Genomic DNA, 23,899 nt, shown 5'->3' with positions numbered 1-23,899 from the left:
AGAGTCCCGGAGCCGCGACCCGCCCATGCACCCCACCCAATCCCGACCGATGCGTCTACCCGCCGCCGCCTTCGCCGCCCTGCTACTCGCCCTGGGAGGCCCCTCGCTCGCGGGGGACGAGGGCTCGAAAGCCGCCTATGCGCGGGCCGACGGCCTGGCGAAAGCGACACGCGACAAGGTCTTCAAGGCCAGGGTCCGCGCCAACTGGCTGGGGAAGAGTCATCGGTTCTGGTACCGCAACGACCTCGCCGACGCCGCCCGAGAGTACATCCTCGTGGACGCCGAGAAGTCGGAGCGCCGGCCGGCGTTCGACCACGCCAAGCTGGCCGAGGCCCTGGAGAAGGCCGTCGGCAAGCCCCAGAAGGCGACGCACCTGGCGCTCGACCAGTTCACGGTCGCCGACGACGGCGCCGTCCATTTCGGGTTCGAAGGCAAAACCTACCGCTTCGACCCGGCCGGCGAGCTGAAGGAAGCCCCGTCGCCGCCCGTCGAGAACCTCGCCCCGAGCGAGCGCGAGCGGCGTCGGCCCACCGAAGAGGGGACCCGCGAGTCGCCCCGAGGCGAGGATTCGCCCGACGGCAAGTTCTCGGTCGTCGTCCGCGACCACAACCTCATCCTGCACGAGAAGGCCGGCGACAAGGATACGGTCCTGAGCTTCGAAGGCTCCGACGTCGACGGCTATGAAGCGGGCGTCTTCTGGGCGCCCGACTCGAAGCGCTTCATCGCCCTCCGTCGCGTCAGGGGGTCCGAGCGCAAGGTGAACATGGTCGCGTCGGCCCCGAAGGACCAGCTCCAGCCGAAGCTGGTCACGCACGACTATCTCAAGCCGGGCGACCAGGTTCCCGTCTCGCGCCCGCACCTGTTCGACGTCGACGGTCGCAAGGAGGTCCCGATCGAGCCGGACCTGGCGCCGAACCCCTGGAGCGTCGACCAGTTCCGCTGGGCGCCCGATTCGGGCCGGTTCACGTTCCTGTACAACCAGCGCGGGCATCAGGTGATGCGGCTGGTCGCGGTCGACGCGAAGACCGGGAAAGCCTCGGCGATCGTCGACGAGCGGCCCGAGACCTTCTTCTGCTATTCCAGCAAGCTCTTCGAGCGCCGGATGGACGGCTCGAACGAGGTGATCTGGATGTCCGAGCGCGACGGCTGGAACCACCTGTATTTGATCGACCTGGTCGACGGGCAGGTGAAGAACCCGATCACGCGCGGGACGTGGGTCGTCCGGGGCGTCGACCGGGTCGACGAGGAGAAACGCCAGGTCTGGTTCCGGGCGGGGGGCGTCCACGCCGACCAGGATCCCTACCACGTCCACCACGCCCGCGTGAACTTCGACGGCACCGGCCTCGTCGTCTTGACGGCCGGCGACGGGACGCACGAGGTCGAGTATTCGCCCGATCGCGAGTTTCTCGTCGACGCCTACTCGCGCGTCGACGCGCCCCCCGTCGTCGAACTGCGGCGAACGAAGGACGGCGGCCTCGTCTGCGAGCTGGAGCGCGCCGACGTCTCGCGGCTGGAGGCCACGGGCTGGAAGCCTCCGCAGCGGTTCGTCGCCAAGGGCCGCGACGGCAAGACGGACATCTACGGGATCATCTGCCGCCCGCGCGACTTCAACCCGGACGCGAAGTACCCTGTGATCGAGAACATCTACGCCGGGCCGCAGGGCTATTTCGTGCCCAAGCGGTTCGCCCCCTTCTACGGCCACCAGGCGCTCGCTGAGCTGGGCTTCATCGTCGTCCAGATCGACGGCATGGGGACGAACGAGCGTTCCAAGGCGTTTCACGACGTCTGCTGGAAGAACCTCCTGGATTCCGGCTTCCCCGACCGCATCGCCTGGCTGAAGGCCGCCGCCGAGAAGGAGAAGGCGATGGACCTGTCGCGGGTGGGGATCTTCGGCGGCTCGGCCGGCGGCCAGAACGCCCTGGCGGGGCTGCTGACCCACGGCGACTTCTACAAGGTGGGCGTCGCCGATTGCGGCTGCCACGACAATCGCATGGACAAGATCTGGTGGAACGAGCAGTGGATGGGATGGCCGATCGGTCCCCACTACGCCGAACAGTCGAACGTGACGCTCGCTCCCAGGCTGACGGGCAAGCTGCTGCTGACCGTCGGCGAGCTGGACCGCAACGTCGACCCGGCCTCGACCATGCAGGTCGTCGACGCCCTCATCAAGGCCGACAAGGACTTCGACCTCGTCGTCTTCCCGGGCGCCGACCACGGGGCCGGCGGCAGCCCCTACGGCGAGCGGCGGCGCCGCGACTTCTTCGTCCGCCACCTGCTCGGCGTCGAGCCCCGGGGTCGATGAGCCGGGGAATCAGCGGGCCCCGAAGAGGACTTCCCAGATCATGGCGATCACGACGACGTAGGCGTTGCTCAGCCCTTCCTCGCGGAAGAACTGCGTCGGACGGGTCGGGTCTCCGATGAAGGGGCGGAGGATCCAGCCCATCTGGATCCCGACGAAGGCGTAGACGACCAGCCAGGCCCGGAGCATCGTCGCGTGGACCGGGTTGCGCGCGATCAGGTCGCGGTAGCTCCGGCGCAGGATGGCCTGGGCGCCGAAGCTCGCCGTCGCAAACATCAGGCCGTTGAGGAGGATCGCCGGCCGATAGCCGATGCCCGAGACGTAGGCGAAGGCCGTGACGGGCGCGAGCGAAGACAGGATCACCGTGAGCCCGGCCTGCGTGGCCGACAACGCCGCGACCGAGCGCGGGAAGTCGTCGCGCAGGCCGAAGAGCGTGTTGAACACGAAGAACGTCGGCAGGCTGATCGCGAACGAGACCGTCAGCAGGACCGGGACCTTGAGCGCGGAGTAGAGCATCTGCAGCGGCCGATCCCCAAGGGAATCGCCGTACGCCCCCATCACGGCCCCATAGACCATCCCGAAGGCGATCAGGATCGCCAGCCGCGAACGCCATGAGACCACGGCGGTCGGCGGCGCGTCCGGCTCGGCCGCGGAGCCCTCGCGGAGCACGGCGTCCGCACGAGACAACAAGGTGAGGCTCATCGTCGGATCCCTCCCGCCAGGCGGACCGCCTCAGGAAAAGAGGGAATGGAGGGCCTGGAGGACGGCCTCGAAGAAATTGGACTGACGGGCGCGGAACCAGGTGAACGGCACGTCGGGGTTGCCGATGAAGGGCCGCAGCACCCAGCCCATCTGGGCCCCGACGAGGCCGAAGAGGAGCAGCCAGATCCGGAAGATCGTCTTCACGTGGCGTCCCAGAAACTGGTCCGAGATCGGCCGGAGGGCGGCCGGGGTCGGGCCGTCGCCTTCCGGGATCGTCGTCTCCTCCAGCACCTGCGCCATGCTCAGGCGCTGAAGGGTCTGGAGCAGGAACATCTGGGCGAGGAACCCGGCCGTCGCGAACACCGCGACGTTGAACAGGACCATGAAGGGATAGCTCGTGGTGCAGGCCGAGAAGAACGCGACGATCGGCCCCAGCGAGCAGAGCACCGCCACGTTCACCCCCAGCGTCGCCGTCAACAGCCGGAGCACCGACGACGGCGACAGCCGCGAGCCCACCAGGGCGTTGAAGACGTAGAGCGACGGCAGGGTCACCAGCAGCGTCAGGTAGAACAGCAGCGGCACCTTGATCATCGTCGCCACGACCTGGCCGAGCGCGGGGCCGTTCTTCGAGAACATCGCGAAGGCCCCCATGCAAAGCCCGTGGGCCATGCACAGGACGATGATCACGCGCGAGAGCCGGCCCGCGGAGATCCGCACGCCGCCGTCCCGCAACGACGAGAGCTGCGTCCGGTCGCCCCGCAGGATCAGGTCAAGCTCGCGAAAGCCCTGGCCCCACCCCGATCGCCCGTCACCCCTCGATTCGACGATGGCCATGCCGAAATCCTCCTGCATCTGGATGCTGCGACCTAATCTTTGTGTTGTAAAGTCGATTTACTTTGTCAGGCAAAGATTTTGCCGTCAACCGGAATTCAGGGTCGTTCGTCGAGATTTTCCACTAACGAGGAGGGGCGACGGAGAGGTCCTCGATCTCGCCGGGGTCGATCGGGGGGACGTCCTCGGTCTGCGCGGCGGCCGCGCGGATCCAGGCGAGGACGGCGCGGTGGGCGGGGTCGTCCAGGCCTCCCCAGCGCGGGCCGCCGACGTGAGTCAGGCCGGTCGGGCTCGTCGCATCGGCCTCGCCCTGGCCGACGGGGCTGCGGGGCTTGCGGAGGAGGAGGCTCGCCTCGGGGCGGCCGAGGTCGACGACCTTCGAGGCCGAGGCGAAATTCGCGGCGACGTCCTCCTCCGTCGGCCCGCCTTCGCGGGCCTCGGCGACCCTGAGGATCGCGTGGTTCGCGTGGCAGTCGACGCAGGCGTGGCCGTCGGGGCCGGCCTTGTAGAGCAGGGAGTTCACGGATCGCCGGAACGACTCCAGGCTCAGGAAGACGGGCCGATCGACGGCGACGTCGGCGGCCGTCGTGGCCGGGTCGAGGCCCGAGGCCCGGAACAGGGCCTCGACGCGAGCGGTCAATGCCGGCTCGGCGATGAGGACCTTCAGGCGGTGGGCCAGGACGGGGAATCGGACGAGCAGGCGATGATGCTTGACGATGGCGAGCGCGTCCGAGCGGACGCCGGCGTCGGGGTCGATGAGCAATCGGGCGAGACGTTCGAGGACGTCGGCGCGGTCCCAGAACGACGCTCGCTGCGAGGTGGCCGCCAGGCCCAGGCGGCGGATCTTCGGCGAGGCGTCGGCCAGCGCGAGGAGGATCGTCGGGGAGGCTTCTACCGACGTCGCGGGTACTCTGACGACGAATGCGGAGAAGGCCTGTTCGCGGATCGTCTCCGACGGGTCGCCCGCGGCGAGCCGGAGCAGGTCGAGCAGCGGCCTGGACGCCGCGGCGTCGCCCCCCACATCCGGACGTCGAAGCACCATCCGAATTGCTTCGGCCTTGCGGGCGGGGTCGTAACCCGCCCACCCCCGATTAATCGCGGCGACCACGTCGGCGTCGGCGACGCCGGGACGGTCGAGCAAAGGCAGTAGCTCGGGCTCGCCGTCGAGCCGCGTCGCGAGCGCGGCCGTCGCCCGGGCGATCTCGGGACGTCCGGCTAGCCGCGGGTTCCGGCCGATCGCGGCGATCAGCGCGGGGCGCGACTCCGCCGATTCGGTGACGCCCCGGGCGATCGCCCGCGTCCGAGCCGGGTCGTCCTCGGCCCCTTCGAAGCTCATCCCCGATGCGATCCGCCGCGCCTCGACGCGGATCTCGGCGTCGCCGTCGTCGAGCGCCCGCAGCACGGCGGCCTGGATCGAGGCGTTCCGGGTCCGCTCCGGGACCTTGAAAAAGCTCGCGAGCTGGAGCGCCTGGCGACCGCCCGATCCGGCCCGGGGAGCGTCGAGGAGCACGGCGAAGACGGCCTCCAACTCGTCCAGCGGGACCTCGTACAGGAAACCGAACTCGCGGTCGTTGCCGACGTCCACCGCACCCTCGGGCTGGCGGGCGTACGTCCGGCCGCGGAAGAACGAGCCGTCGAACGCCCGGAGGATCCCCTCGCGCCGCGGCTCGCCGCCCGATCGGAGGGCCGCCAGGATCGGGGCCAGAAGGACGTCGCGCTCGACCTTCCGGCGCCCTTCGAGGATCGGGCCGCGCATGGACTCCGGCAGCGCCGCGAGGTTCCGCTGGAGGCTCACGCCCCCGCCGAGATTCTCGTCGAGCATGATGTAGAGGTTCTCGCTCAGGTTCGTCCTATGAAGCGGAACCTCTTCGACGGCCATCCTCGCCAGGACGGCCTCCACGATCCGCCTCCTCAGCGCCGGGTCGGGCGTGCGGTAGAACCAGCGGCGGAGGGCCCGGGCCGCCTCGAACCGCGTGAGCAGGTCCGGGTCGTCCGCACGAGCAATGAGGCGGTTCACAAGCTCGCGGCGGTCGTCCAGGCCGTGGATCGGCCCGGTGAACAGGCTCACGGCGGCTCGTCGCACGCGAGGGTCGGTGGCGTCGAGGGCGGACGCGATCGCCTCGACGCCGATCCCCCGGTTGCCGAGCTGGCGGAATGCGAAGGCTGCGGCCCGCCGGACGACCTTCGAGGGGTCGCCGAGAGCCTTCGCCAGGGGCTTTACTCCTTCGACGCAATTGAGCCGGCCCAGGCAGGCGGCGGCCGAGGCCCGCACGAGGGGCGACGGATGGTCCAGGAGCGGGCCGACCGCCGAGGCGAACCGCGGCCGCTCCGCGGGGGGGACGTCCCAGAGGGCCTCCAGGTCGTCGATCGCATGGACGACCGAACTCGTCCGAGGCGGCGACGGCGGCCCGTGGCCTCGATTTGCCCATCCCAACCTCGGGCCGTCCGCGCGGGGGAAGGCTCGGGCGAGGGCCATGACGGCGTATCGCGTCTCGCGCATGGGGGTGCGGAAGTTCTCGTGCGTGTCGGCCTGGAACCAGCCGCCGAATTCCTGCTGCTGCGACAGCAAGTACTTCAAAGCCCGATCGACGGCCGGGTTCTCGCGGGTGAGTCCGGCTTCGAGGAGGGCGTCGACGATCTGGCCGGTGGTGTAGACCGCGCTCGGGCCGGGTTTGGAGTCGGACTCGTGCCAGCCGCCGTCGGCGTTCTGGAGGGTCAGCAGGGCGCCCGTCTCGCGGCGGATCTTGTTCGCATGGGCCTGGCGGTCGATCAGGCTCCACGCGACCAGGCGATGGATGCGGTCCTGAAGCGTCTCGACCTGCTTGTCGGCCTGTCGACTGCCGAGGATGGCGGCGATGTTCGCGGCGGCCCGGGCGTCCTCGGCGCGGCCGGTGCGGCGGGCGACCTCGGTGAGCGTCTTCCAGCCCCTCCAGGCGAGGCCGAACTTGCTCTCGGCCGGCACGACGTTGTGCTCGTCCTCGGGGAGCGTCGTACGCGATGCCCAGGCGGCCCTCAGGAACGGCCCGAAGCGGGCGAGGGCCGCGGTGTCCGCGCCGGCGACCTCGCGGTCGAAGTCGACGAGCACGCCGCCCTGCGCCCCCTGGGCTTCGAGGGGCGTCGCGATGTAGCGCTGCCAGAACAGGCCGGCGTCGCCGTAAAGGGGGGCCGGCGAGTCGGCGATTCGCTCCACGAGATAGCTTAGCGCGTCTTTGGCATGAATCGGATAACCCGCCCGATGCGCGGCCAGGGCCGCCTCGGCGGGGAAGCTCGTGGCGTGGCAGCCGGTGCAGCGCAGGCTCGTCTCGTGCAGGTTCGCCGCCCGCACGAAGCGGTTCCCCTCGCGCGGGACCTGCGCCAGCCAGGCGTCGCCCGCGTTCAGGATGTAGTGCAGGCCGGCCTCGACGGCCTTCGCCGGATCGTCATACGGCGGGACCTCGGCCATGCGCGTCCGCAGGATGTAGGCCGGATGGTTCGCGTTGACCCGCAGGTAGTAGACGCCCTTCGTGAACGTCCGCACGAGATTCTTCGAATACCGCTCTCGCTCGCGATCGTGGACGATCTCCATCGGGTCCTTGCCGGCCGAGTAGACCTTGGGCCGACCGTCTTCGACGGTGAAGATCCTGAGGTCGGCCGAGACGTCGCGGTCGATGAGGTCGAGCGTGAACGTCACCAGCACGGGCTTCTCGGATTCGACCTCGAAGCGGAACCAGTCGAGGCCGCTCCGGCCCTCCTCGCGGTTGTCCAGGAACTCGACGTCGTCGGCCGAGCCGTAAACGGTGCGGCCCAGGACCAGGCGGTTCGCGCTCCCCCATTCGTCGTTGGGCTCCGATTCGAGGGCGGCGTGGTCGTCCTCGGAGAGGCCGTCGCCGCGCCAGGAGAGGGAGACCTGGAGGGCCGGGGCGGTCGCGACGGCCTTCGATCGCGTGAGCCGGAGTGTGGCGAGGCCGTCTTGCGTCGGTCGGTAGGCGAGGTACACGTCGGGGTCGCCGGAGTGCAGGTCCTTGCGAAGGACAGGGCCGTCGGGGCCGATCAGTTCGACGGCCAGGCGGTCGTCGCTCGCGGGGGCGGCGAGCGAGACGACCAGCTCGTAGCGTCGGCCGTGCGTCAAGTCGCCGAGCGGCCGGGTCCGGATCTCTCCCGACGCGATCGAGGCGTCCGCTCGCACAGCGTCGTCGCCGCGGACGGGCCGTCGCGCGGCGAAGAGGACGAGCGCGGACAGCGTGGCGACGATGAGACCCCGAAGGACGGACGGAGGAAGCATGGCGAACGGCCCTCGAAACGGGTCGTGGTCGGACTTCCTACCATTGTACGGGACGTCACGCGGCCGGGGGAGCGGTGGTCGAGCCGACGGCCTCGGGGATTCGGTTCAGCAGGGAGTGTCGGCGGCTGTAGCCGAAGTAGATGATCATGCCGACGGCCAGCCAGGCGAGCAGCCGGATCCAGTTGTCCCGGCCCAGCCAGAACATGAGGCCGCCGTTGACGAGGACGCCCATCGTCGAGACGAATTGCACGAACGGGGCGCGGAACGGGCGGGGCAGGTCGGGGTCGGTGATCCGCAGGATCCAGACGGCGGCCGAGACGATCACGAAGGCGAAGAGGGTGCCGATGCTGACCAGCTCGGCCAGGAAGCTGAGCGGGGCCAGCGCGCCTCCCATGGCCACGACGAAGCCGACCAGGAGGGTCGACTTCCAGGGGGTCTTGAATAGGGGATGGACCGCGCCGAAGAACCGGATCGGCAGCAAACCGTCGCGGGCCATCGCCAGCAGGACGCGGGGCTGGCTCAGGTTGCCGACGAGCAGCGAACTGGTCATCCCGGCCAGGATGCCCAGCGTGATCATCGTGCCGGCGAACGTCAGGCCCTTCGCCTGCATGGCGGCGGCCAGCGGCGCGGAGACGTCGAGTTGGCGGTAGGGGATCATCCCCGTCAGCACGGCGGCCGTGGAGACGTACAGGACCGTGCAGACGATCAGGGCCCCGATGATGCCGATGGGCATGTCCTTGCTGGGGTTCCGGGCCTCCTCGGCGTGGGTCGAGATCGAGTCGAAGCCGATGTAGGCGATGAAGATCTTGGCCGCCCCCATCGCGACGCCCCGCCAGCCGTGGTCCTCGTGCAGGAACGGCGACCAGTTCTTGGGGTCGACGTAGGCGGCCCCCGCGCCGATGAGGGTCAGGATGACGGCGACGTTCATCAGGACCATCGCCGCGTTGAGCCCGGCGCTCTCGCGGATGCCGATCACCAAGACGGCCGTGATGAGCACGGTGATCAGCACGGCCGGCAGGTTGAACCAGGCGATCGCCTCGACGCCGTTCGGCAGAGTGACTCGGTTGAGGAAGAACCCGACGTCGTCGGAGAAGTCCCACGGCGATCGCAAAAGACGCGGGTCCATGTGGACGCCGAAGAGGTTGCGCAGCATCGAGTCGAAATAGCCCGACCAGCCGTTGGCGACGAAGCACGAGCCCACGGCGTATTCCAGGATCAGGTCCCAGCCGATGATCCAGGCCAGCATCTCGCCGAGCGTCGCGTAGGCGTAGGTGTAGGCGCTGCCGGCCACGGGCACCATGCTCGCCAGCTCGGAATAGCAGAGCGCCGCGAACCCGCAGCCGACGGCCGCGACCAGGAACGAGAGCATGATCGACGGCCCCGCGACGTCGCGCGCGACGAGTCCCGTCGAGACGTACAGGCCGGAGCCGATGGTGGCGCCGACGCCCAGGCCGATGAGCGCGAGCGGGCCCAGCCGGCGATGCAGGCGGTCGCCTTCCTCGTTCATCTCTTCGATCAGCAGGGACACCGGCTTCCGGCGGAACCAGGGGCTGGAGAACCATCGCATGCGTCGAGCCTGCCTTCTGAATCGCGTCGTCGCTCCTGGCGAGCGGGCCGGTCGAGGAAGTAGGCCAGACTACGGCATGGGCCCGTCCTCGGTAAAGGCTGGGATCCGGCCGCGGGGCGATTCGCGCGGACGTCGGCCGCGGCGCGGTCAGGCCGGCGCCGGGGCCTCGTCTTCCAGGTCGCCCTCGATCAGCTCGTGCTCGATCTCGTGGGCGGCGGCCGTCAGCCCGCGCACCTCCTTCAGGTTCGCCAGGTAGACGAGCGCCCCGGTCAGGCCGCACGAGTACATGAGGATGCGGAAGGCCATCATCGCCAGCGCCCCGCTGGGGTGGCCGACGAGCCCGAGGAGCTGGTCGGCGACGCCCTCGCTCAGGCCGAGCGCGCCGAAGGGGAGGGGGACGGCCATCGTGAACAGGGTGAGCGGGCCCATCAGGAAGTGCTGGCCCAGGGTCGTGGTCATCTCGGGGAAGAGCATCCGGCCCATCAAGTAGAACGCGAAGACGTTGATCGAATGGCCGACGACCGACATCCCCAGCGCCAGCAGCACGACGCCGAGCCGCGAGCGGTAGGTCGACGCCATCGTGTTCAGCTCCGAGAAGATCGTCCCGAGCTTGCCGTGGTGCGGCTGCATCGAGGCCGGCAGCAGCCGGGTGAAGAGCCGGCCGAAGATGGCCGCCAGCAGCAGGAGCCCCGCGGCGGTCGCGACCCAGGCCGCCAGGATCAGCCGCTGGACGGCGGGCGTCGCCATCCCCCAGGCCGCGACGCCGGCGATCGACGCCAGCACGAACAGCCCCAGCAGCCCGAGGATCCGGTCGATGACCATCGAGGCGACCGCCTGGGTCTTGCGGATGTGCATCCGCACGAGGTACGCCGCCTTGATCAGGTCGCCGCCCACCGCGCCTGGGATCACCAGGTTGAACACGTAGCCGATGAAGCCCAGCAGGAACGTCGAGCGGAGCGTGAACCGGGGCTCGATGACCCGCACCAGCGCGTACCAGCGGACGAACGTCAGCATCACGCTGAGCTGGAAGATCGCGATCCCGACCAGCAGCAACCGCAGGTCGAGCTTCCGCGAGAAGACCTCCAGGATCTTGGCCCGGTTCTGGTTGACGACCACGGCCAGCAGCCCGAACGCCAACGCGATCAGGCCGAGGTTGACCAGCGTGCCGATAGGGGACTTCTTGGCGGGTTCCGGCGTCGATCCCAGGCTGTCGACCGTGCTCACGAGGGGCCTCCGATGCGTCGTCGTTCCGAATCCGTTCGTCCGATCAGGTCAGATCGCGCCCTTGGTCGAGGGGACCTCGTTGCTGCGCGGGTCGCCCTCGGCGGCGTCGCGGATCGCGCGGGCCATGCCCTTGAAGATCGCCTCGGAGACGTGGTGGGTGTTGCGGCCGTAGTGGAGCAGGACGTGCATGTTCATCCGGCCGTGCGTCGCCACGGCGTGCCAGAAGTCGGCCACCAGTTCGCTGTCGAACCCGCCGATCTTGGGCGAGGGCATGGGGGCGTTCCAGACCCAGTAGGGCCGGCCGCCCAGGTCCACCGCGCAGGTGACGAGCGTCTCGTCCATCGGCAGGATGCAGTGGCCGTACCGGCGGATCCCGGCCTTCCGGCCGAGCGCCTGGTCGAGCGCCTGGCCCAGGCAGATGCCGATGTCCTCGGTCGTGTGGTGGTCGTCGACGTGGAGGTCGCCGTGGCAGGTCACGGCGAGGTCCATCAGCGAATGCCGGGCGAACAGCTCCAGCATGTGGTCGAGGAATCCGATCCCCGTGGCCAGGTCGGCGCGGCCCTGGCCGTCGACCGCCAGGGACAGGCGGATGTCGGTCTCGCGGGTCTTGCGGGCGATCTCGGCGATGCGCGGGGGTTCGCTCAAGGTTCTCGATCCGGGGCGGAGAGGTTCGTGGTCCGACGCCGCGCGGGCGATTGTAGCCGATCGCCGGGCCCTTGATCAGGGGAGATCGCGTAGGACTTCCAGCAGCCGGTCGATCTCGGCGTCGGTCCCCACGCTGATCCGAAGCCCGGCGGGGTAGCCGGGATACCGCATCAGCCGGACGAAGATGCTCCGCCGCTTCAGCTCCTGGAACGTCGCCTCGGGGGCCGGCCCGCCGGTGGCCCAGACGAAGTTCGCCTGGCTGTCGGTCACCGTGCGGCCGGACTGGCGCAGGGCGTCGGCCAGGCGGGAACGGGTGGCCAGGATCTTCGAGCGGGTCTCGGCCAGGTACGCCTGGTCCTCGAGCGCGGCCTTGCCGGCGGCGAGGCTGAGGGCGTCGCAGTTGTACGAGTCCTTGACCTTGTTCAGCTCGGCGACGATCCCCGCGTCGGCGACGAGATAGCCGAGCCGCAGGCCGGCCAGGCTGTAGCCCTTGCTGAACGACCGGGTCACGATGACGTTGGGGTGGTCTTTCAACAGGGCGATGCAGTTCTCGCGGGCGAAGTCGCCGTAGGCCTCGTCGACCACCAGCGGGCAGTCGAGCCGCTCGGCCAGGGCGGCGACCTCGGCCGGGGCGATCGCGGTCCCGGAGGGGCTGTTGGGGTTCGCCAGGTAGACGAGCCTCACGCCCGGCGCCCGGAAGGCGTCGAGGTCGAGCCGCCAGTCGGCGTCGAACGGGACGACGTGCGCGCGGCCGTCCTGCAGGCTGATGAGGGTCGAGTAGAGCAGGTAGCTGGGCGTCGGGAAGGCGGCGAGGTCCCCCGGTCCGACGAAGGTCCGGGTCAGGATCGTCAGGACGTCGTCCGAGCCGTTGCCGGCGAGGATCATGTCGGGCTCGACCCCGTGGAGCGCCGCGGCCGTCTTGCGGAAGGCCAGGCCGGAAGGGTCGGGATACAACCGCAGGCCGTCGGTCACGGCCTCGACCAGGGCCTGCTTGACGCGCGACGAGGGGGGGTAGGGGTTCTCGTTGGTGTTGAGCTTGATGAACGTCCCGCCCTGGGGCTGCTCGCCGGGGACGTAGCCCTCCATCCTGGCGATGTGGGGCAGGACGTAACGACGAGTCTCCGCGGGACTTTCCACCTTCCGGGGCTCCTTGGTCGCGTTCAGGCTTCGGGGGCTTCGTTCGCGAGGCGGTCGAGGGCCTCGTCGGCGATCCGGTACGTGATCCACTCGTCGAGCGGGCCCGCGCCCAGCGACTTGTAGAAGCCGATCGCCGGCTCGTTCCAGTCGAGGACCGCCCACTCCAGGCGGCCGCAGCCGCGCTCGCGGGCGAGCTTCGCCAGCGAGCCCAGCAGCGCCTTGCCGATCCCCTTGCCGCGGTGCTCGGGCTGGACGAACAGGTCCTCCAGGTAGATCCCCGGCTGGCCCCGGAACGTCGAGAACGTGTGGAAGAAGAGGGCGAGGCCGACAGGCTGGCCGCCGACCTCGGCGATCAGGACCTCGGCGAACGGGCGGGGGCCGAACAGGTTCCGGTGGAAGTCCGCGGCCGTCGCCTTGGCGAACTGGTCCAGCTTCTCGTAGATCGCCAGCTCGCGGATCAGGTTCGCGATCGTCGTCGTGTCGCCCGGCACGGCCGGGCGGATCGTGAACGAGGCCTTCGGCAGGGGAGAGGGGTCGGGCTGGCTCAAGGTCTGGGGCTCCTCCGGGCCGGTCGTCGATGCGGCGACGACGGCGGACGTGGTTCGGGGTCGCGACGGCCGGCGTCAGGGTCGGCCGGCCTTCTCCAGGCGGACGTCGACGCTCCAGCGGTGCGCGGTCAGCCCTTCGACGTCGGCCAGGCGGCGGACGTCGGGGGCGAGCTCGGCCAGGCCCCGCTCGTCGACGGCGATGAGGCTCGAACGCCGCAGGAAGTCGTTCGCCGAGAGGCCCGACGCCCATCGCGCAGTGCCGCTCGTCGGCAGGACGTGCGAGGGCCCGGCCGCGTAGTCGCCGAGCGCGACGGGCGTGAGATTCCCCAGGAAGATGGCCCCGGCGACGGTCAACGCGGGAACCAGGCGTTCCGGGTCGGCCGTCGAGACGTGCAGGTGCTCGGGCGCGAACAGGTTCGAGAGCGTCACGGCCTGCTCCTCGTCGCGGCAGTCGATCAACGCGCCGAACCGCTCCAGGCTGTCGCGCGCCAGGTCGCCCCGGCTGAGCTTCGCGAGCTGATCTTCGAGAGCGGCCTGCACCCGCTCGACGAGCCCCGGGATCCAGGTCAACAGGATGCTCGCCCCGGGCGAGTGCTCGGCCTGGCTGATGAGGTCGGCGGCGATGAAGCGGGGGTCGGCCGACGCGTCGGCGATGAGGACGACCTCGCTCGGGCCGGCGATGCTGTCGATGTCGACCTCGCCGTAGACGTGCTTCTTGGCCAGGGCGACGAACAGGTTCCCCGGGCCGACGATCTTGTCGACGGCCGCGATCCCTTCGACGCCGTAGGCCAGCGCGGCGACGGCCTGCGCGCCGCCGACCCGGTGGACCTCGGTCACGCCCAGCTCGCGGCAGGCGGCCAGCAGCTCGGGGTTGTAGCCGCCGAACTTCGTGGGAGGGACGACGACCGCGATCTCGCGGACGCCGGCGGCCTGGGCGGGGACGACGGTCATCAGCAGCGTCGACGGGTAGGCCGCCGCGCCGCCGGGGATGCAGACGCCCACGCGTCGCAGCGGCGTGTAACGCAGGCCGAGTTTCAGGCCCGGCTTCGGCTCGATGTGGACGTCGCGGTTGAGAATCGCCCGCTGATAGGTCAGGACGTTCTCGCGGATACGGGCGATCGTCGCCAGGTACTCGGGGGCGGCGCCGCGGTGGGCCGCGTCCAGCTCGTCGGCGGAGACCCGGACCTCGCCCGGCTTCAGGGCGACCTGGTCCAGTTTCCGGGTGTAGTCGAGGACCGCTTCGAGCCCGCGGGTCGCGACGTGGTCGCAGATCCTCTCCACCACCTGGAGGGGCGAGAGCGGCTCGCCGAACACGGCGACCGTCCGGGCGCGGCTCTCGGGGCTGACGACGTTTCCCCGGGGGCTCAGCTCGCGGCGCAGGGCGGCGATCGCCTCCCGGGCGTCGTCGCGGGTGCAGTCGATTCGGCGGATTTTCAGGCTCAAGGTGCTCGCTCGCGATGACCAGGCAGGCGGGACGACTCGCGGCCTCCATTATCGCGCATCGCCGCGATCCTGCAACCGGAGCGGCCGCGAAACGGCGGGCGGGATCATCCCTCGGACGTCGTCGCCGCGTTCGCCGCCAGCCCCCAGAGCCCCAGCAGGCCGAGGATCGCCAGGTCGTCGAACAGGAGTGGAGCGAACGCCGGCGCGCCGAAGAGGAAGGAGTTCCAGACGGACGCCGTCGGCCGCCCCAGGTTCGCGACCACGTGGAAATAGGACCCGGCCGCGCCGACGACCAGTTGCACGACCATCACCCCGACGGCCGCCCTCCGGAGGGGCCGGTTGTCGGGGACGCTCAGCACGGCGCAAAGGAAGCTGAAGGCGATCGCCGAGGCGACGACGCTGGCCCACTCGCTGGAGAAGTAGAACCCGTTCTGAGCATGGTCGGCGAGGCTCAGGACGAAGTTGCCGGCCCATCCCCCCGCCGCCAGGAGGACGACCCACTCGGCCCAGTCCCGCGAACGCGCGTCGACCATGCGGTTGAGCAGGACCAGGAAGCCCAGCCCGGCATAGGCCAGGGGCGCTGCGAAAGGGGCCGTGTAGACGAGGTTCTTGAGGGTCATCGCCTCGAAGAAGTCGCCCCGCAGGTGGTAGATCAGGCCCGCCACGCCGACGATCAGCGAGGCCCCGCCGACGAGCACGCCGATCCCCCAGGACAGGCCCGCCCGCCGCCGCGAGACGCCCTCTTTCGGGCGCCGGCGCAAGCTCGGCTCGGCCCCGCCCAGCAGCATGGCCAGCAGGAGCAGGGGGGGGCAGGCCATCGAGAAGACCACGGGGATGAACTCGGCCGGGTGCTCGAAGGCGTTCACGGCGTGCGCGACGGCGACGTCGACCGCGAGGAACCCGATGTTGCCGATCGCGAACAGCTCGACCCAGAACGAAGGGCGGCTCGGCCATCCCCTACTCTGCAGCGCGCGAAGCATGGGCCCCGCCTCCCGGCTTGTCAGGTGTGGCCGGCGCGTCTTCCGGCTTGAAGACGTCCGCGGGAAGCTCGTCGACCTTCGTGGGTTCGACGGCCGGGGCCGGCGCGGCCGGCGGCTCCGCGGCCGGGGCCGCGGGAGCGGCCGGCCGCGATCGTCGGGCTGCGCGGGCGGACTTCGGGGCGGCCTCGCCCACCTTCGCCCCCGCGGCGCGGATCTCCTCGGCGGACTTGGTCAGCTCGGCCATCTTCTGGACGATCTCGTAGTAGCCGTGCCACTGGACGAAGTCGGCCCCGCCCATGTAGGCCCCGTGCTTGGCGGTCCGGCCGCCGTAGTGCCAGAGGTCGAAGTGGATGTATTCGATCGGCTCGTCGAACGGCTGGGGGGTGAGCAGGCCGTCCTTGCGGAGGTCGGCGATGATCTTATCGGCGTCTTTCACCAGCTTGTTGGTCGAACGGACGACGCCCTCGGCCTCGCCGTAGAACTGGAGGATTTTGGGGTTGGTGTGGCACTTGAGGCAGATCGCCTTCATGTTCCGCCGACCTTCCTCGAACTTGGGCCGGCGGTCCGACACGCTGGCGAAGAGGAAGTACGAGAGCCGCTCGGTGACGTCGTGCGTGAACTTCTCCCCCTCCAGCCCGCTCATGTGGCAGGTCGCGCACGTGGGGACGGGCATGTCCTCGGTGGTGAGCTTCTCGGGCCGGGCGGAAAGGTTCATGATCGGCCGCTGGGCGTTGAACAGGACGCCGTGCTTCGACTCGTGGTAGATCTCGAGTTGCGAGTGGTCCGGGCCCATGTGGCACTGGCCGCAGGTCTCGGGGAGCCGCGCCAGCTCGACCGACGCGACGTGACGCGCGTGGCAGGCGGTGCACGAGCCGATCGAGCCGTCGGCGTTGGGCCGGCCGATGTCGTGGCACTGGCGGCAGCCCTTGTTGATCGCCGCCATCCCTTCGACGGCCGTCAACGGATGCGCCGGGCGATCGACGGCCCCCTTGTGGATGCCCTCGCTGAAGGCGATCTGCTCGGCGTTGAAGTCGCCCGCGCCGGCGACCGCGGCCCAGGCGGGGGCGGCGTGACGGCTGCGCATGTACTCGTCGACCTGCTTCTGGTGGCAGGCCTGGCAGTTGGACGAGGTGAGCTTCTTGGTGATCGTGAAGCCCTTGTGGTCGTAGGGCTCCTGGCCCTTCGTCGGCTGATGGCAGTCGAGGCAGTTCACGCCCGCCTTGCTGTGGCGGCTCATCTCGTACTCGTGCACGACGGCCGAGGTCTCGTGGCGATGGCAGTCGGCGCACTTGCCGGTGGCCTTGACAAGGTCGGCCGAGGCCCGCGCGACCTCGATCCGGGGCCGCTTCGCCTGCACGATGAAAGCGGCGACGATCATCGCCGTGCTGAGCACGACGGCGAGGAATAATCCGCGAAACGACATGGTCGTCTCCCGTCGGAATCCTGAGCTGTGTGGCGTCCGGCGGGCCGACCCGGCTCGTCGTCGCGCCCTCGGCCGCTTTCGATGCTCCCGACGGGGCCGTCGAATCGCGAGGGCATGCCGCCGCTCCGCCCGTGACGGGGCTTCGGCGGCGATGCGGGGTGAGGCCCGCCTGTCACCAGGATCGAACCTGAACCACGTCATCGTTCAGTTTTTCCAGTCTACACCGACGGCCGGGAAGGACCAAGGGCCTGGCGGGATTCCTTCGCTCGGCGCGCACGGAAAGACCCCCGCGTCGCCGTGGGGGCCGGTTTCGGGACCGAACGGCGAGGCGTCGCCGTCAGCTCGCGCGACGTCGCCGGGCCCGGGTCGCCACGCCCGCCATGACGGCGAGGCCGGCCATCGCCAGGCTCGACGGCTCGGGCGTCGACGCCGAGGCGATCTTCGCGGGCGGATTCGAGGGGTCGTATCCCAGGTACATCGGCGCTTGCACCTCTGCCCCCATTCCGTTGCCGTAAGTCGTGCCGAACGACCCGACGAAGACCGAGCCCGCCATCACGTTGGCGTCCGTCAGCACGGCCTCCGAGGCGAGCAACGCGCCCGCGAAGTTGTTCCGGTTCAGGTCGATCTGCTTCGCGTCGTAGAAATTCCAGATGATGTTGGAGACCGACGTCCGGAAGGCCCCGTCGAAGTTCAGGCCGCTGTGGAAATCGATCTGGGAACCGCCGACGTTGAATACGACCGACTGCCCCTCGCCGAACTTGAAGCCGTTCAAGTCCAGGGCGAACCCGCGTATGTTCGAGTCGTTGAACAGCTTCGCGTCGTCGATGTTGAAGACCGCGTTGCCGTCGGCGTTCACGGAGAGGACCGTGAAGACGGCGGTGTCGACCTGGGCGGTCGGGATGTAGATCGCCTGCTTCGTCGCCTCCATCGCGTGAAAGGCGAGCGAGTCGGCCTGCAACTCCTTGGCGTCGGCCGCGCCGATGCCGGACACGGACGAGTCCATCTTGACCGCGCCCCCGTCGCGCGTGGAGACGATCCGGGCCTTGTCGTTGGACGCCCCGTTGATCGTGCCGCCGATGACGGCGTCGCCCTGGAGGACCTTCACGGTCTCGGCATTGTTACGCTTGGTTTTCACGTCTCCGCCGACGACCAGCGACGGGTTGGAAGAGGTCGGCGAGCCTTGTTTCGCCGCGACCTCGAAGCTGTTCTGCACGTAGAGATTCCCGCCGACCCGTACTGGGCCTTGCGCATCGGAGGCGGCGTAGAGATCCCCCGTGGTGACGACGTTCCAGTTCGTGAGCAAATCCGCCCGGGCCGGCAGCGCCGTCGACGCCAGGCCCAGGACGCAGAAGAACCAGCGCTGCTTCGCGAAGTTCGCCATGAAATCTCCAAGAATTTCGCGACGGGTCTTACGCGCGGACTTCCTGCCCAAGCCGCGCGGGGGTCCGTCACTCCCGGCGCGGCGTCGCCTGCTTGCATGAAACCGATAGGTCGCGGACCTCGACCTTACAAATGGTCGATCGCCGGCCCGCTCGGAAAGGGCGCGATGAGGGGCCGGATGCGACGAGACGTGGAAAAATCGGGACGTGCGGCCGACCGGTCGGGACGGGGTCGGTCCGGAGGCCGGCGGATCTCCATGAGGCTCGCCTCGCGGAGAAGGGCGCAAAGAAAAACCCCCGCAGCGTCGCGGGGGCGATGGGGGCGCTCGTCGGGCGCCGCCGATCAGGCCGCGCGAAGCCGCTTCAGACGCCATGCGGCGCCGGCCGCCGCGGCGAGGCCCAACATCGTCACGCTCGCGGGTTCGGGGACCGCGGGATGGGAGGCGGGATCGAAGCCCTTGAACAGCGGGAGGTGGATCTCACCGGTCTGGCCCACACCATTCGGCCCCAGGAATTCCTTGACGAAGACCGAGCCCTGGATCGGGGCCGAGCCGCTCTGGAGCGAGGCCTGGTAGGCGAGGATCGCACCGTCGAACTCGTGGTTCGTGAAGTCGAGCGAGGTCGCGTCCGTGAAGTTCCAGATGACGTGCGAGCGGGCCCAATCGCTCGTGAAGAAGCCGACGAAATTGCCCATGCCGTTGTTCATGGAGAACGACGCGCCCGTCACGTTGATGACCACGGTGCCGACGGAGGACTCCGTCATGCCGTTCGCCAGCTTCAGGTCGATCTGCTGCGTCTTGCTGCTGAAAAGATCCGCTCCGTTGATGTTGAAGACGGCGATCTTGTTGGCGTCGACCGCCGCGACGGTGAACAGGGCCCCGCTCGGCTGGCCCGAGGGCAGGGTCGCCACATTGGCCGCCAGCGTGGCCATCGCCGCGAAGGCCTGCGAATCGGCCTTCAGCTCCAACGCGTCCTGGACGCCGATGTTCTGGACCGCGCCGACGTTCGTGTGGACGCCGGTCGTGCCGTCGACCGCCGTCACCTGGGCCCCGGCGCCGCCGATCTGGGCGTTGCCGGTCTGCACCCGGACCTCGCCCGTCACGCTGCCGCCGACCACCAGCGTGTCCTGGCTACGGTACGGCGAGCCCAGGTGGATGCCCACGTTGTACTTGTCGACGCTCATCGCGCCGCCGATGCGGACGTTGCCGTCGATCTCGGTGGAGGAGTGGGAGTAGAAATTCCCCGTCGTCACAAGGTTCCAGTTGTTGATCAGGTCGGCGCGGGCCGCGACCGACGAGGCGGCGAACAGCATGCAAAAGGTCAGGGCTTTTCGAGAAACACGCGACATGGTTGCTCCCAAACCGGGTTCTAACGTCATGAGGTCTCGCCGGGCACTCCAGGAGGGCAGCTTCGCCTTCGCAGAAGCCGATCGCCGTGGATCGTGCTTGCATGGAATTGATATCCCTGGCCCCGAAGGAAACAAGACTGGTGGGCGTAATATCGACGCGACTTGAGGGCATGTCGCGCGATGTCACCGGAATGTTGATCGCGGAGGACGTCGGGCGGCCTGGCCCATTTGCCGCGATAGCCTCTTGACAGGTTGAACGCGCGTGGCCGCGGGGATACGCTGGCCGAGTGCATCCCGGGTCTGCGACCGTCGCGAGCCGCGACGGCGGCGTCCGGTCAGGGTCCCCAAGTCCGCCCAGGTAGGCTGATACATGAGCACGATCTTCGCGGCGAAACGCCGCCCGTTCTTCCTGCTGTGGGTCGCCGCCATGGTGGGCGCGGTCCGTGCGGAGGAGGCGAGTCCCATGCCCGCCTTCACGGGCGAGCGCCTGTACGTCCAGGGCGCGGCCGATCGTTACGCGCCGGTGGCCGACGCGATCCGATCGCTGGAGTCGCGTTCGCCGCAGTCGTACTACGTGGTCGTGGTCAAGTCCTCGGGCGAGGGGCAATCGGCGACCCGGGCCTTCGCCGAACGGCTCCGCGACGCCTGGCGGGGCGAGGCCGCGACCAGGGGGGAGAAGCTGGACCTCGACCGCGCGGTGATCGTGGTGACGGCCCTCGACAACCACCAGGTGAGCGTGCTGCCCGGGGCGACGCTCGCGGGCCGGATCGGGCTGAAGGGGGCCGTGATCGATCGCGAGATCGTCGAGCCCAGGTTCATCCCGCTCGCCCGCGCGGGCGACTATCCGGGGGCCCTCGTCGCCCTGTTGAACGGCGTCGACGAATACGTCACCGCCCATGAGGCCGCGCAGGCGCCCGTGGCCGGCACGGGGGAGGTCAAGACGACGACCGCGGCGCCGTCCGCGCCGCCGACGCGGCTTCATGGGCCGGCCGGCAGCGACCTGGCCTGGTCGCTCGCCGGCTCCTTCGCCGCCATCGCCCTGATGATCGCCGGCCTCGTCTGGCTGGGCCGGCGGCGGGCCCGCGGAAGCTTCAACGCCAAGCTGAAGGACTACAAGGGCAAGGCCGTCGCCATGATGGACCGGCTCGACGGCCTCAAGGCCCGGCTCAAGTCGCTCCCCGTCGAGGACCCCGACTTCACCGAGCCGATGACGGGCGACACGCTGGCCCTCTATCAGAAGGCCCAGGAGGACCTGAAGGGGCTCTGGGACCGCTGGCTGGAGGTCATGGACGTCGTCGACCGGGCCCAGAAGCAGGGGGCCAAGGGGTCGAAGGCGATGGCCGAGGCCGAGGCCCTCGTCTCCGAAGCCAAGGTGTTCGACGAGGTCGAGCAGGGGGCGCAGGCGTGCGCCCAGACGATGGACCGCCTCAACGCCGCCCACGACGAGGCCCGGGTGACGGTGCAGGCCGTCGTCGAGATCCGCGAGCAGGCGGCCGCGCGGGTCAAGGCGGTCCACTCCGCCGGCCTGCCGACCGTCCCCTACCAGCCCGAGGTCGATCGGCTGGAGGCCCAGGCCGGACAGGCCGCCGCGATCCTGGCGCGCGACCCCCTGGGGGCGAAATCGATCCTCGAACGCACGAAGGCCGAGGGGGACGCGCTCGTCCTGCGCGCGTCCGACGTCGTCGCCCGACTGGGCGACGGCAAGAAGGTGCAGGAGGCGATCGCCAAGCTGCGGGCCGAAGTCGCCGAGCATCGCCGCGGCGGACTCCGACTCGCCGAGGAGGGGGGCGACCCCGACCCGCCGTCCTCCCAGTCCGAACAGGCCCTGGCCCGCCTGCAGGCGGCGCTCGAGGCGGGCGACCCCGCCCTGGCCGGCCAGGAATTGGCCGCGGGGCGGACGCTGCTCGATCAGGCCAGAGGCGTGCTCCACGCCGTGGTGAAGGCGAAGGCGTTCGTCGAGCGCGGGCTCGACGAGAGCCGTCGCGAGACCCGCCGGCTCCGCGAGGCCGTGAATCAGTACGCGGCCTTCGAGCAGGAGCTGAAGAGTGATTTCGCCCCGGCCTCGTGGCAGGCGGTCTCGGGCAATCTCCATCAGGCCCGGACGCTGTTGGAGACCTTCGAGCGCAAGGCCGACGAGGTCGAGGAGGCCGCCGACCCCAAGACGCAGAAGTACCTCCTTGCGGCCCGACTCCTCGGGCGGCTGGGCCTGGAGCAGAAGGCCGTCTTCCAGCTCATGAACGCCGTGGGCGAGCAGCTCACCGGGCTGAAGGGCGTGCGCGAGGAGTCGAAGCGGCTCGCCGACGACCTCGCCACGCGAGATCGCGACGTCCGACGCTTCTTCGCCCAGTACGACCACGTCGTCGGCGGCCAGGCCCGCGAGAGCCTGCAGGCCGCTGCGAAGGCTCGCGAAAAGGCGATCCGAACGACCTCCACGTCCCAGCCCGACTGGCCCTCGGCGCGGCGGGCCCTCGCCGAGGCGCGCGAGGAGTACGGCATCGCGCTGTCGCAGGCCCAGTCGGACCTGGACGTCTATCAGCTCTTGACCACCGAGTACGACCAGGCGCGTCAGCTCGCCTCGCGGGTGGAGGCGTTCCTCGCCGGCCATAGCGAGGACCGGCTGGCCGCCAACCAGCACTTCCGCCACGCACAGGAGGTCCTGGACCTGGTCGGCAACGACAGCACCCGCGTCGGCAACGAGTGGCCGATGCTGCTCGACCAGGTTCGCGGGGCCAAGAGCGACCTGGAGCATTCCGAGCGCCTGGCCCACGAGGACGTCCGGCTCGCCCGCCAGGCCGAGTCCGAGATCTCCGAGGCCGTGAGGACGCTCCGCGAAGGCCGCACTTACCTCTCGATGGGGGTCGCGCTCGACACGTCGCCGGCCGAATCGTCGCTCGACCAGGCCCAGGGGCTCTATCATTCGCAGGAATACGAGCAAGCCATACGCGCGGCCGGTTCGTCGATCCAGCAGGTCCGCCAGGCCCATCAGTCCGCCGTCCAGCAGGCGTACGTCCGCCAGATGCAGATCGCGGCCGAGCAGCGGCGGCGGTCGGTCGCGATGCAGAATTTCGGCATGGGAGCTGCAATAGGTGCGGCCGGGGCCATGATGGGAGGGGCCGCCATGGCCGGCGAGCCCGACGACCGGGAGCAGCCGGTCGCGGACGCCGTGGAGTCGGACGCCTCCTCCAGCTCATGGTCGACCGAGGCCAGCGAATCGACCTGGTGATCGCCCGGCCGCGAGGAACCTCGCGCCGCCGGCCGCGGGCTCGTGGCGTGTCCGGTCCGCCTGATCTAAGATGTTACGTCACGTACCCTATCGCATCATGTCTCAGCACGGGTGACGCCATGATCCTCGGGAAACTCTGGAACGCCATCTCCGCCCAGTTCAACAAGCTCGCCAACGCGATCCGGGGGTACGACCCGATCGCCGAGATGCAGCTCGAGTACGACCGCTCCGTCGCGCAGCTGAAGGAAGGCCGCGAGGGCCTGGCCCAGTATCGCGCGCTGGTCGAGCGGGTTCAGAGGCAGGTCGACAACCAGACCAAGGTGGTCTCCACGCTCGAGGCCAAGGTCAAGGCCTTCCTCAACGCCGGCGACCGCGAAGGGGCCGCCAAGTTCGCCCTCGACCTCCGCCGCGCCAAGGAGGACATGGCCGAGAACGAGAAGCAGCTCCAGCTCCACGAGCAGGCGTATCAGAACAACCTGCTGAAGATCAAGAACGCGGTCGAGAAGCTCGAGAGCGTCAAGCACAAGATCACCAAGTACGACGCCGACCTCAAGATGAGCCGGGCCGAGGCCGAGCTGTCGCAGATCGCGACCCAGTTCAACTTCAACGTCACGACCGATTTCGGCCAGGCCGAGCAGGTCATCCAGGACCAGATCGACCGCAACCGGGGCCGGGTCCGCGTGGCCGCCGACCTCTCGGGCGAGGGCGTCGAGGACATCAAGCGCGAGATGGCCATCGAGAAGAACCTCGCCGAGGACGCGCTCAAGGACTTCGAGAAGGAGCAGGGGCTGGCGACGCCCGAGACCGTCGGCGCGGGACCGGCCGACAAGCAGCTCGGCCCCGCGCGGACCAAGCAACTCGAACCGCTCCCCGAGCTTCCCTGACTCGT

General features: G+C 69.6%; 16 protein-coding genes. 3 read left to right on the top strand and 13 right to left on the bottom strand.

What is annotated here, in order from left to right; all coding sequences use genetic code 11:
• The first annotated feature begins 25 nt into the window (after positions 1-25).
• A complete protein-coding gene (locus PZE19_RS21510; protein ID WP_277862657.1) occupies positions 26-2,302 on the top strand; it encodes a S9 family peptidase in 2,277 nt (758 codons plus the stop codon).
• A gap of 9 nt (positions 2,303-2,311) precedes the next feature.
• Here the strand turns inward: PZE19_RS21510 and PZE19_RS21505 are convergent, their stop codons facing one another.
• From PZE19_RS21505 to PZE19_RS21445, 13 genes are all read right to left on the bottom strand, one after another.
• Entirely contained in the window at positions 2,312-3,001 is a 690-nt protein-coding gene (locus tag PZE19_RS21505) for a hypothetical protein (RefSeq protein WP_277862656.1), read from the bottom strand.
• 30 nt (positions 3,002-3,031) lie between these two features.
• Positions 3,032-3,835: a hypothetical protein gene (locus PZE19_RS21500; RefSeq protein ID WP_277862655.1), complete on the bottom strand. Its 804-nt coding sequence runs from the start codon at positions 3,833-3,835 to the stop codon at positions 3,032-3,034.
• Positions 3,836-3,956: 121 nt separating this feature from the next.
• Positions 3,957-8,093 (bottom strand): HEAT repeat domain-containing protein, encoded by a 4,137-nt coding sequence (locus PZE19_RS21495; RefSeq protein ID WP_277862654.1) that lies wholly within the window; start codon positions 8,091-8,093, stop codon positions 3,957-3,959.
• A gap of 55 nt (positions 8,094-8,148) precedes the next feature.
• A complete protein-coding gene (locus PZE19_RS21490; protein ID WP_277862653.1) occupies positions 8,149-9,660 on the bottom strand; it encodes an amino acid permease in 1,512 nt (503 codons plus the stop codon).
• A gap of 147 nt (positions 9,661-9,807) precedes the next feature.
• Entirely contained in the window at positions 9,808-10,884 is a 1,077-nt protein-coding gene (locus PZE19_RS21485) for a lysylphosphatidylglycerol synthase transmembrane domain-containing protein (protein WP_277862652.1), read from the bottom strand.
• A 48-nt stretch (positions 10,885-10,932) separates the two neighbouring features.
• On the bottom strand, positions 10,933-11,529 hold the full coding sequence (gene hisB / locus PZE19_RS21480; RefSeq protein ID WP_277862651.1) for an imidazoleglycerol-phosphate dehydratase HisB: 597 nt from the start codon (positions 11,527-11,529) through the stop codon (positions 10,933-10,935).
• Positions 11,530-11,604: 75 nt separating this feature from the next.
• Complete coding sequence (gene hisC, locus PZE19_RS21475; RefSeq protein WP_277862650.1) at positions 11,605-12,666, bottom strand: histidinol-phosphate transaminase; 1,062 nt, start codon at positions 12,664-12,666, stop codon at positions 11,605-11,607.
• Positions 12,667-12,689: 23 nt separating this feature from the next.
• Positions 12,690-13,214, bottom strand: a complete 525-nt coding sequence (locus PZE19_RS21470; RefSeq protein ID WP_277862649.1) for a GNAT family N-acetyltransferase — start codon at positions 13,212-13,214, stop codon at positions 12,690-12,692.
• A 75-nt stretch (positions 13,215-13,289) separates the two neighbouring features.
• Entirely contained in the window at positions 13,290-14,657 is a 1,368-nt protein-coding gene (gene hisD, locus PZE19_RS21465; RefSeq protein WP_277862648.1) for a histidinol dehydrogenase, read from the bottom strand.
• Positions 14,658-14,761: 104 nt separating this feature from the next.
• Positions 14,762-15,637 carry a hypothetical protein gene (locus PZE19_RS21460; protein WP_277862647.1) on the bottom strand — a complete coding sequence of 292 codons (876 nt, stop codon included), beginning with the start codon at positions 15,635-15,637 and terminating at the stop codon, positions 14,762-14,764.
• Positions 15,615-17,060: a multiheme c-type cytochrome gene (locus tag PZE19_RS21455; protein ID WP_277862646.1), complete on the bottom strand. Its 1,446-nt coding sequence runs from the start codon at positions 17,058-17,060 to the stop codon at positions 15,615-15,617. Before PZE19_RS21455 ends, PZE19_RS21460 begins: the two co-directional genes overlap by 23 nt.
• 337 nt (positions 17,061-17,397) lie before the next feature.
• On the bottom strand, positions 17,398-18,441 hold the full coding sequence (locus PZE19_RS21450; RefSeq protein WP_277862645.1) for a collagen-binding domain-containing protein: 1,044 nt from the start codon (positions 18,439-18,441) through the stop codon (positions 17,398-17,400).
• A gap of 341 nt (positions 18,442-18,782) precedes the next feature.
• Positions 18,783-19,787 (bottom strand): choice-of-anchor A family protein, encoded by a 1,005-nt coding sequence (locus tag PZE19_RS21445; RefSeq protein WP_277862644.1) that lies wholly within the window; start codon positions 19,785-19,787, stop codon positions 18,783-18,785.
• A gap of 370 nt (positions 19,788-20,157) precedes the next feature.
• Here PZE19_RS21445 and PZE19_RS21440 point away from each other — a divergent pair, with 370 nt between their 5' ends.
• Together PZE19_RS21440 and PZE19_RS21435 are read left to right on the top strand one after the other, a co-directional pair.
• Positions 20,158-23,010 carry a TPM domain-containing protein gene (locus PZE19_RS21440; RefSeq protein ID WP_277862643.1) on the top strand — a complete coding sequence of 951 codons (2,853 nt, stop codon included), beginning with the start codon at positions 20,158-20,160 and terminating at the stop codon, positions 23,008-23,010.
• 119 nt (positions 23,011-23,129) lie between these two features.
• Entirely contained in the window at positions 23,130-23,894 is a 765-nt protein-coding gene (locus tag PZE19_RS21435; RefSeq protein WP_277862642.1) for a PspA/IM30 family protein, read from the top strand.
• Positions 23,895-23,899: the final 5 nt, after the last annotated feature.

Source organism: Paludisphaera mucosa (assembly GCF_029589435.1).
GTDB classification, from domain to species: Bacteria; Planctomycetota; Planctomycetia; order Isosphaerales; family Isosphaeraceae; genus Paludisphaera; species Paludisphaera mucosa.
The sequence above is the reverse complement of the archived record's forward strand: the minus strand, read 5'-3'. Positions and strand labels throughout refer to the sequence as shown.

Coding starts and splice junctions, on each gene's coding strand:
- PZE19_RS21510 (WP_277862657.1), top strand. CDS start 26: ATGCACCCCACCCAATCCCGACCGATGCGTCTACCCGCCGCCGCCTTC.
- PZE19_RS21505 (WP_277862656.1), bottom strand. CDS start 3,001: ATGAGCCTCACCTTGTTGTCTCGTGCGGACGCCGTGCTCCGCGAGGGC.
- PZE19_RS21500 (WP_277862655.1), bottom strand. CDS start 3,835: ATGGCCATCGTCGAATCGAGGGGTGACGGGCGATCGGGGTGGGGCCAG.
- PZE19_RS21495 (WP_277862654.1), bottom strand. CDS start 8,093: ATGCTTCCTCCGTCCGTCCTTCGGGGTCTCATCGTCGCCACGCTGTCC.
- PZE19_RS21490 (WP_277862653.1), bottom strand. CDS start 9,660: ATGCGATGGTTCTCCAGCCCCTGGTTCCGCCGGAAGCCGGTGTCCCTG.
- PZE19_RS21460 (WP_277862647.1), bottom strand. CDS start 15,637: ATGCTTCGCGCGCTGCAGAGTAGGGGATGGCCGAGCCGCCCTTCGTTC.
- PZE19_RS21455 (WP_277862646.1), bottom strand. CDS start 17,060: ATGTCGTTTCGCGGATTATTCCTCGCCGTCGTGCTCAGCACGGCGATG.
- PZE19_RS21450 (WP_277862645.1), bottom strand. CDS start 18,441: ATGGCGAACTTCGCGAAGCAGCGCTGGTTCTTCTGCGTCCTGGGCCTG.
- PZE19_RS21445 (WP_277862644.1), bottom strand. CDS start 19,787: ATGTCGCGTGTTTCTCGAAAAGCCCTGACCTTTTGCATGCTGTTCGCC.
- PZE19_RS21440 (WP_277862643.1), top strand. CDS start 20,158: ATGAGCACGATCTTCGCGGCGAAACGCCGCCCGTTCTTCCTGCTGTGG.
- PZE19_RS21435 (WP_277862642.1), top strand. CDS start 23,130: ATGATCCTCGGGAAACTCTGGAACGCCATCTCCGCCCAGTTCAACAAG.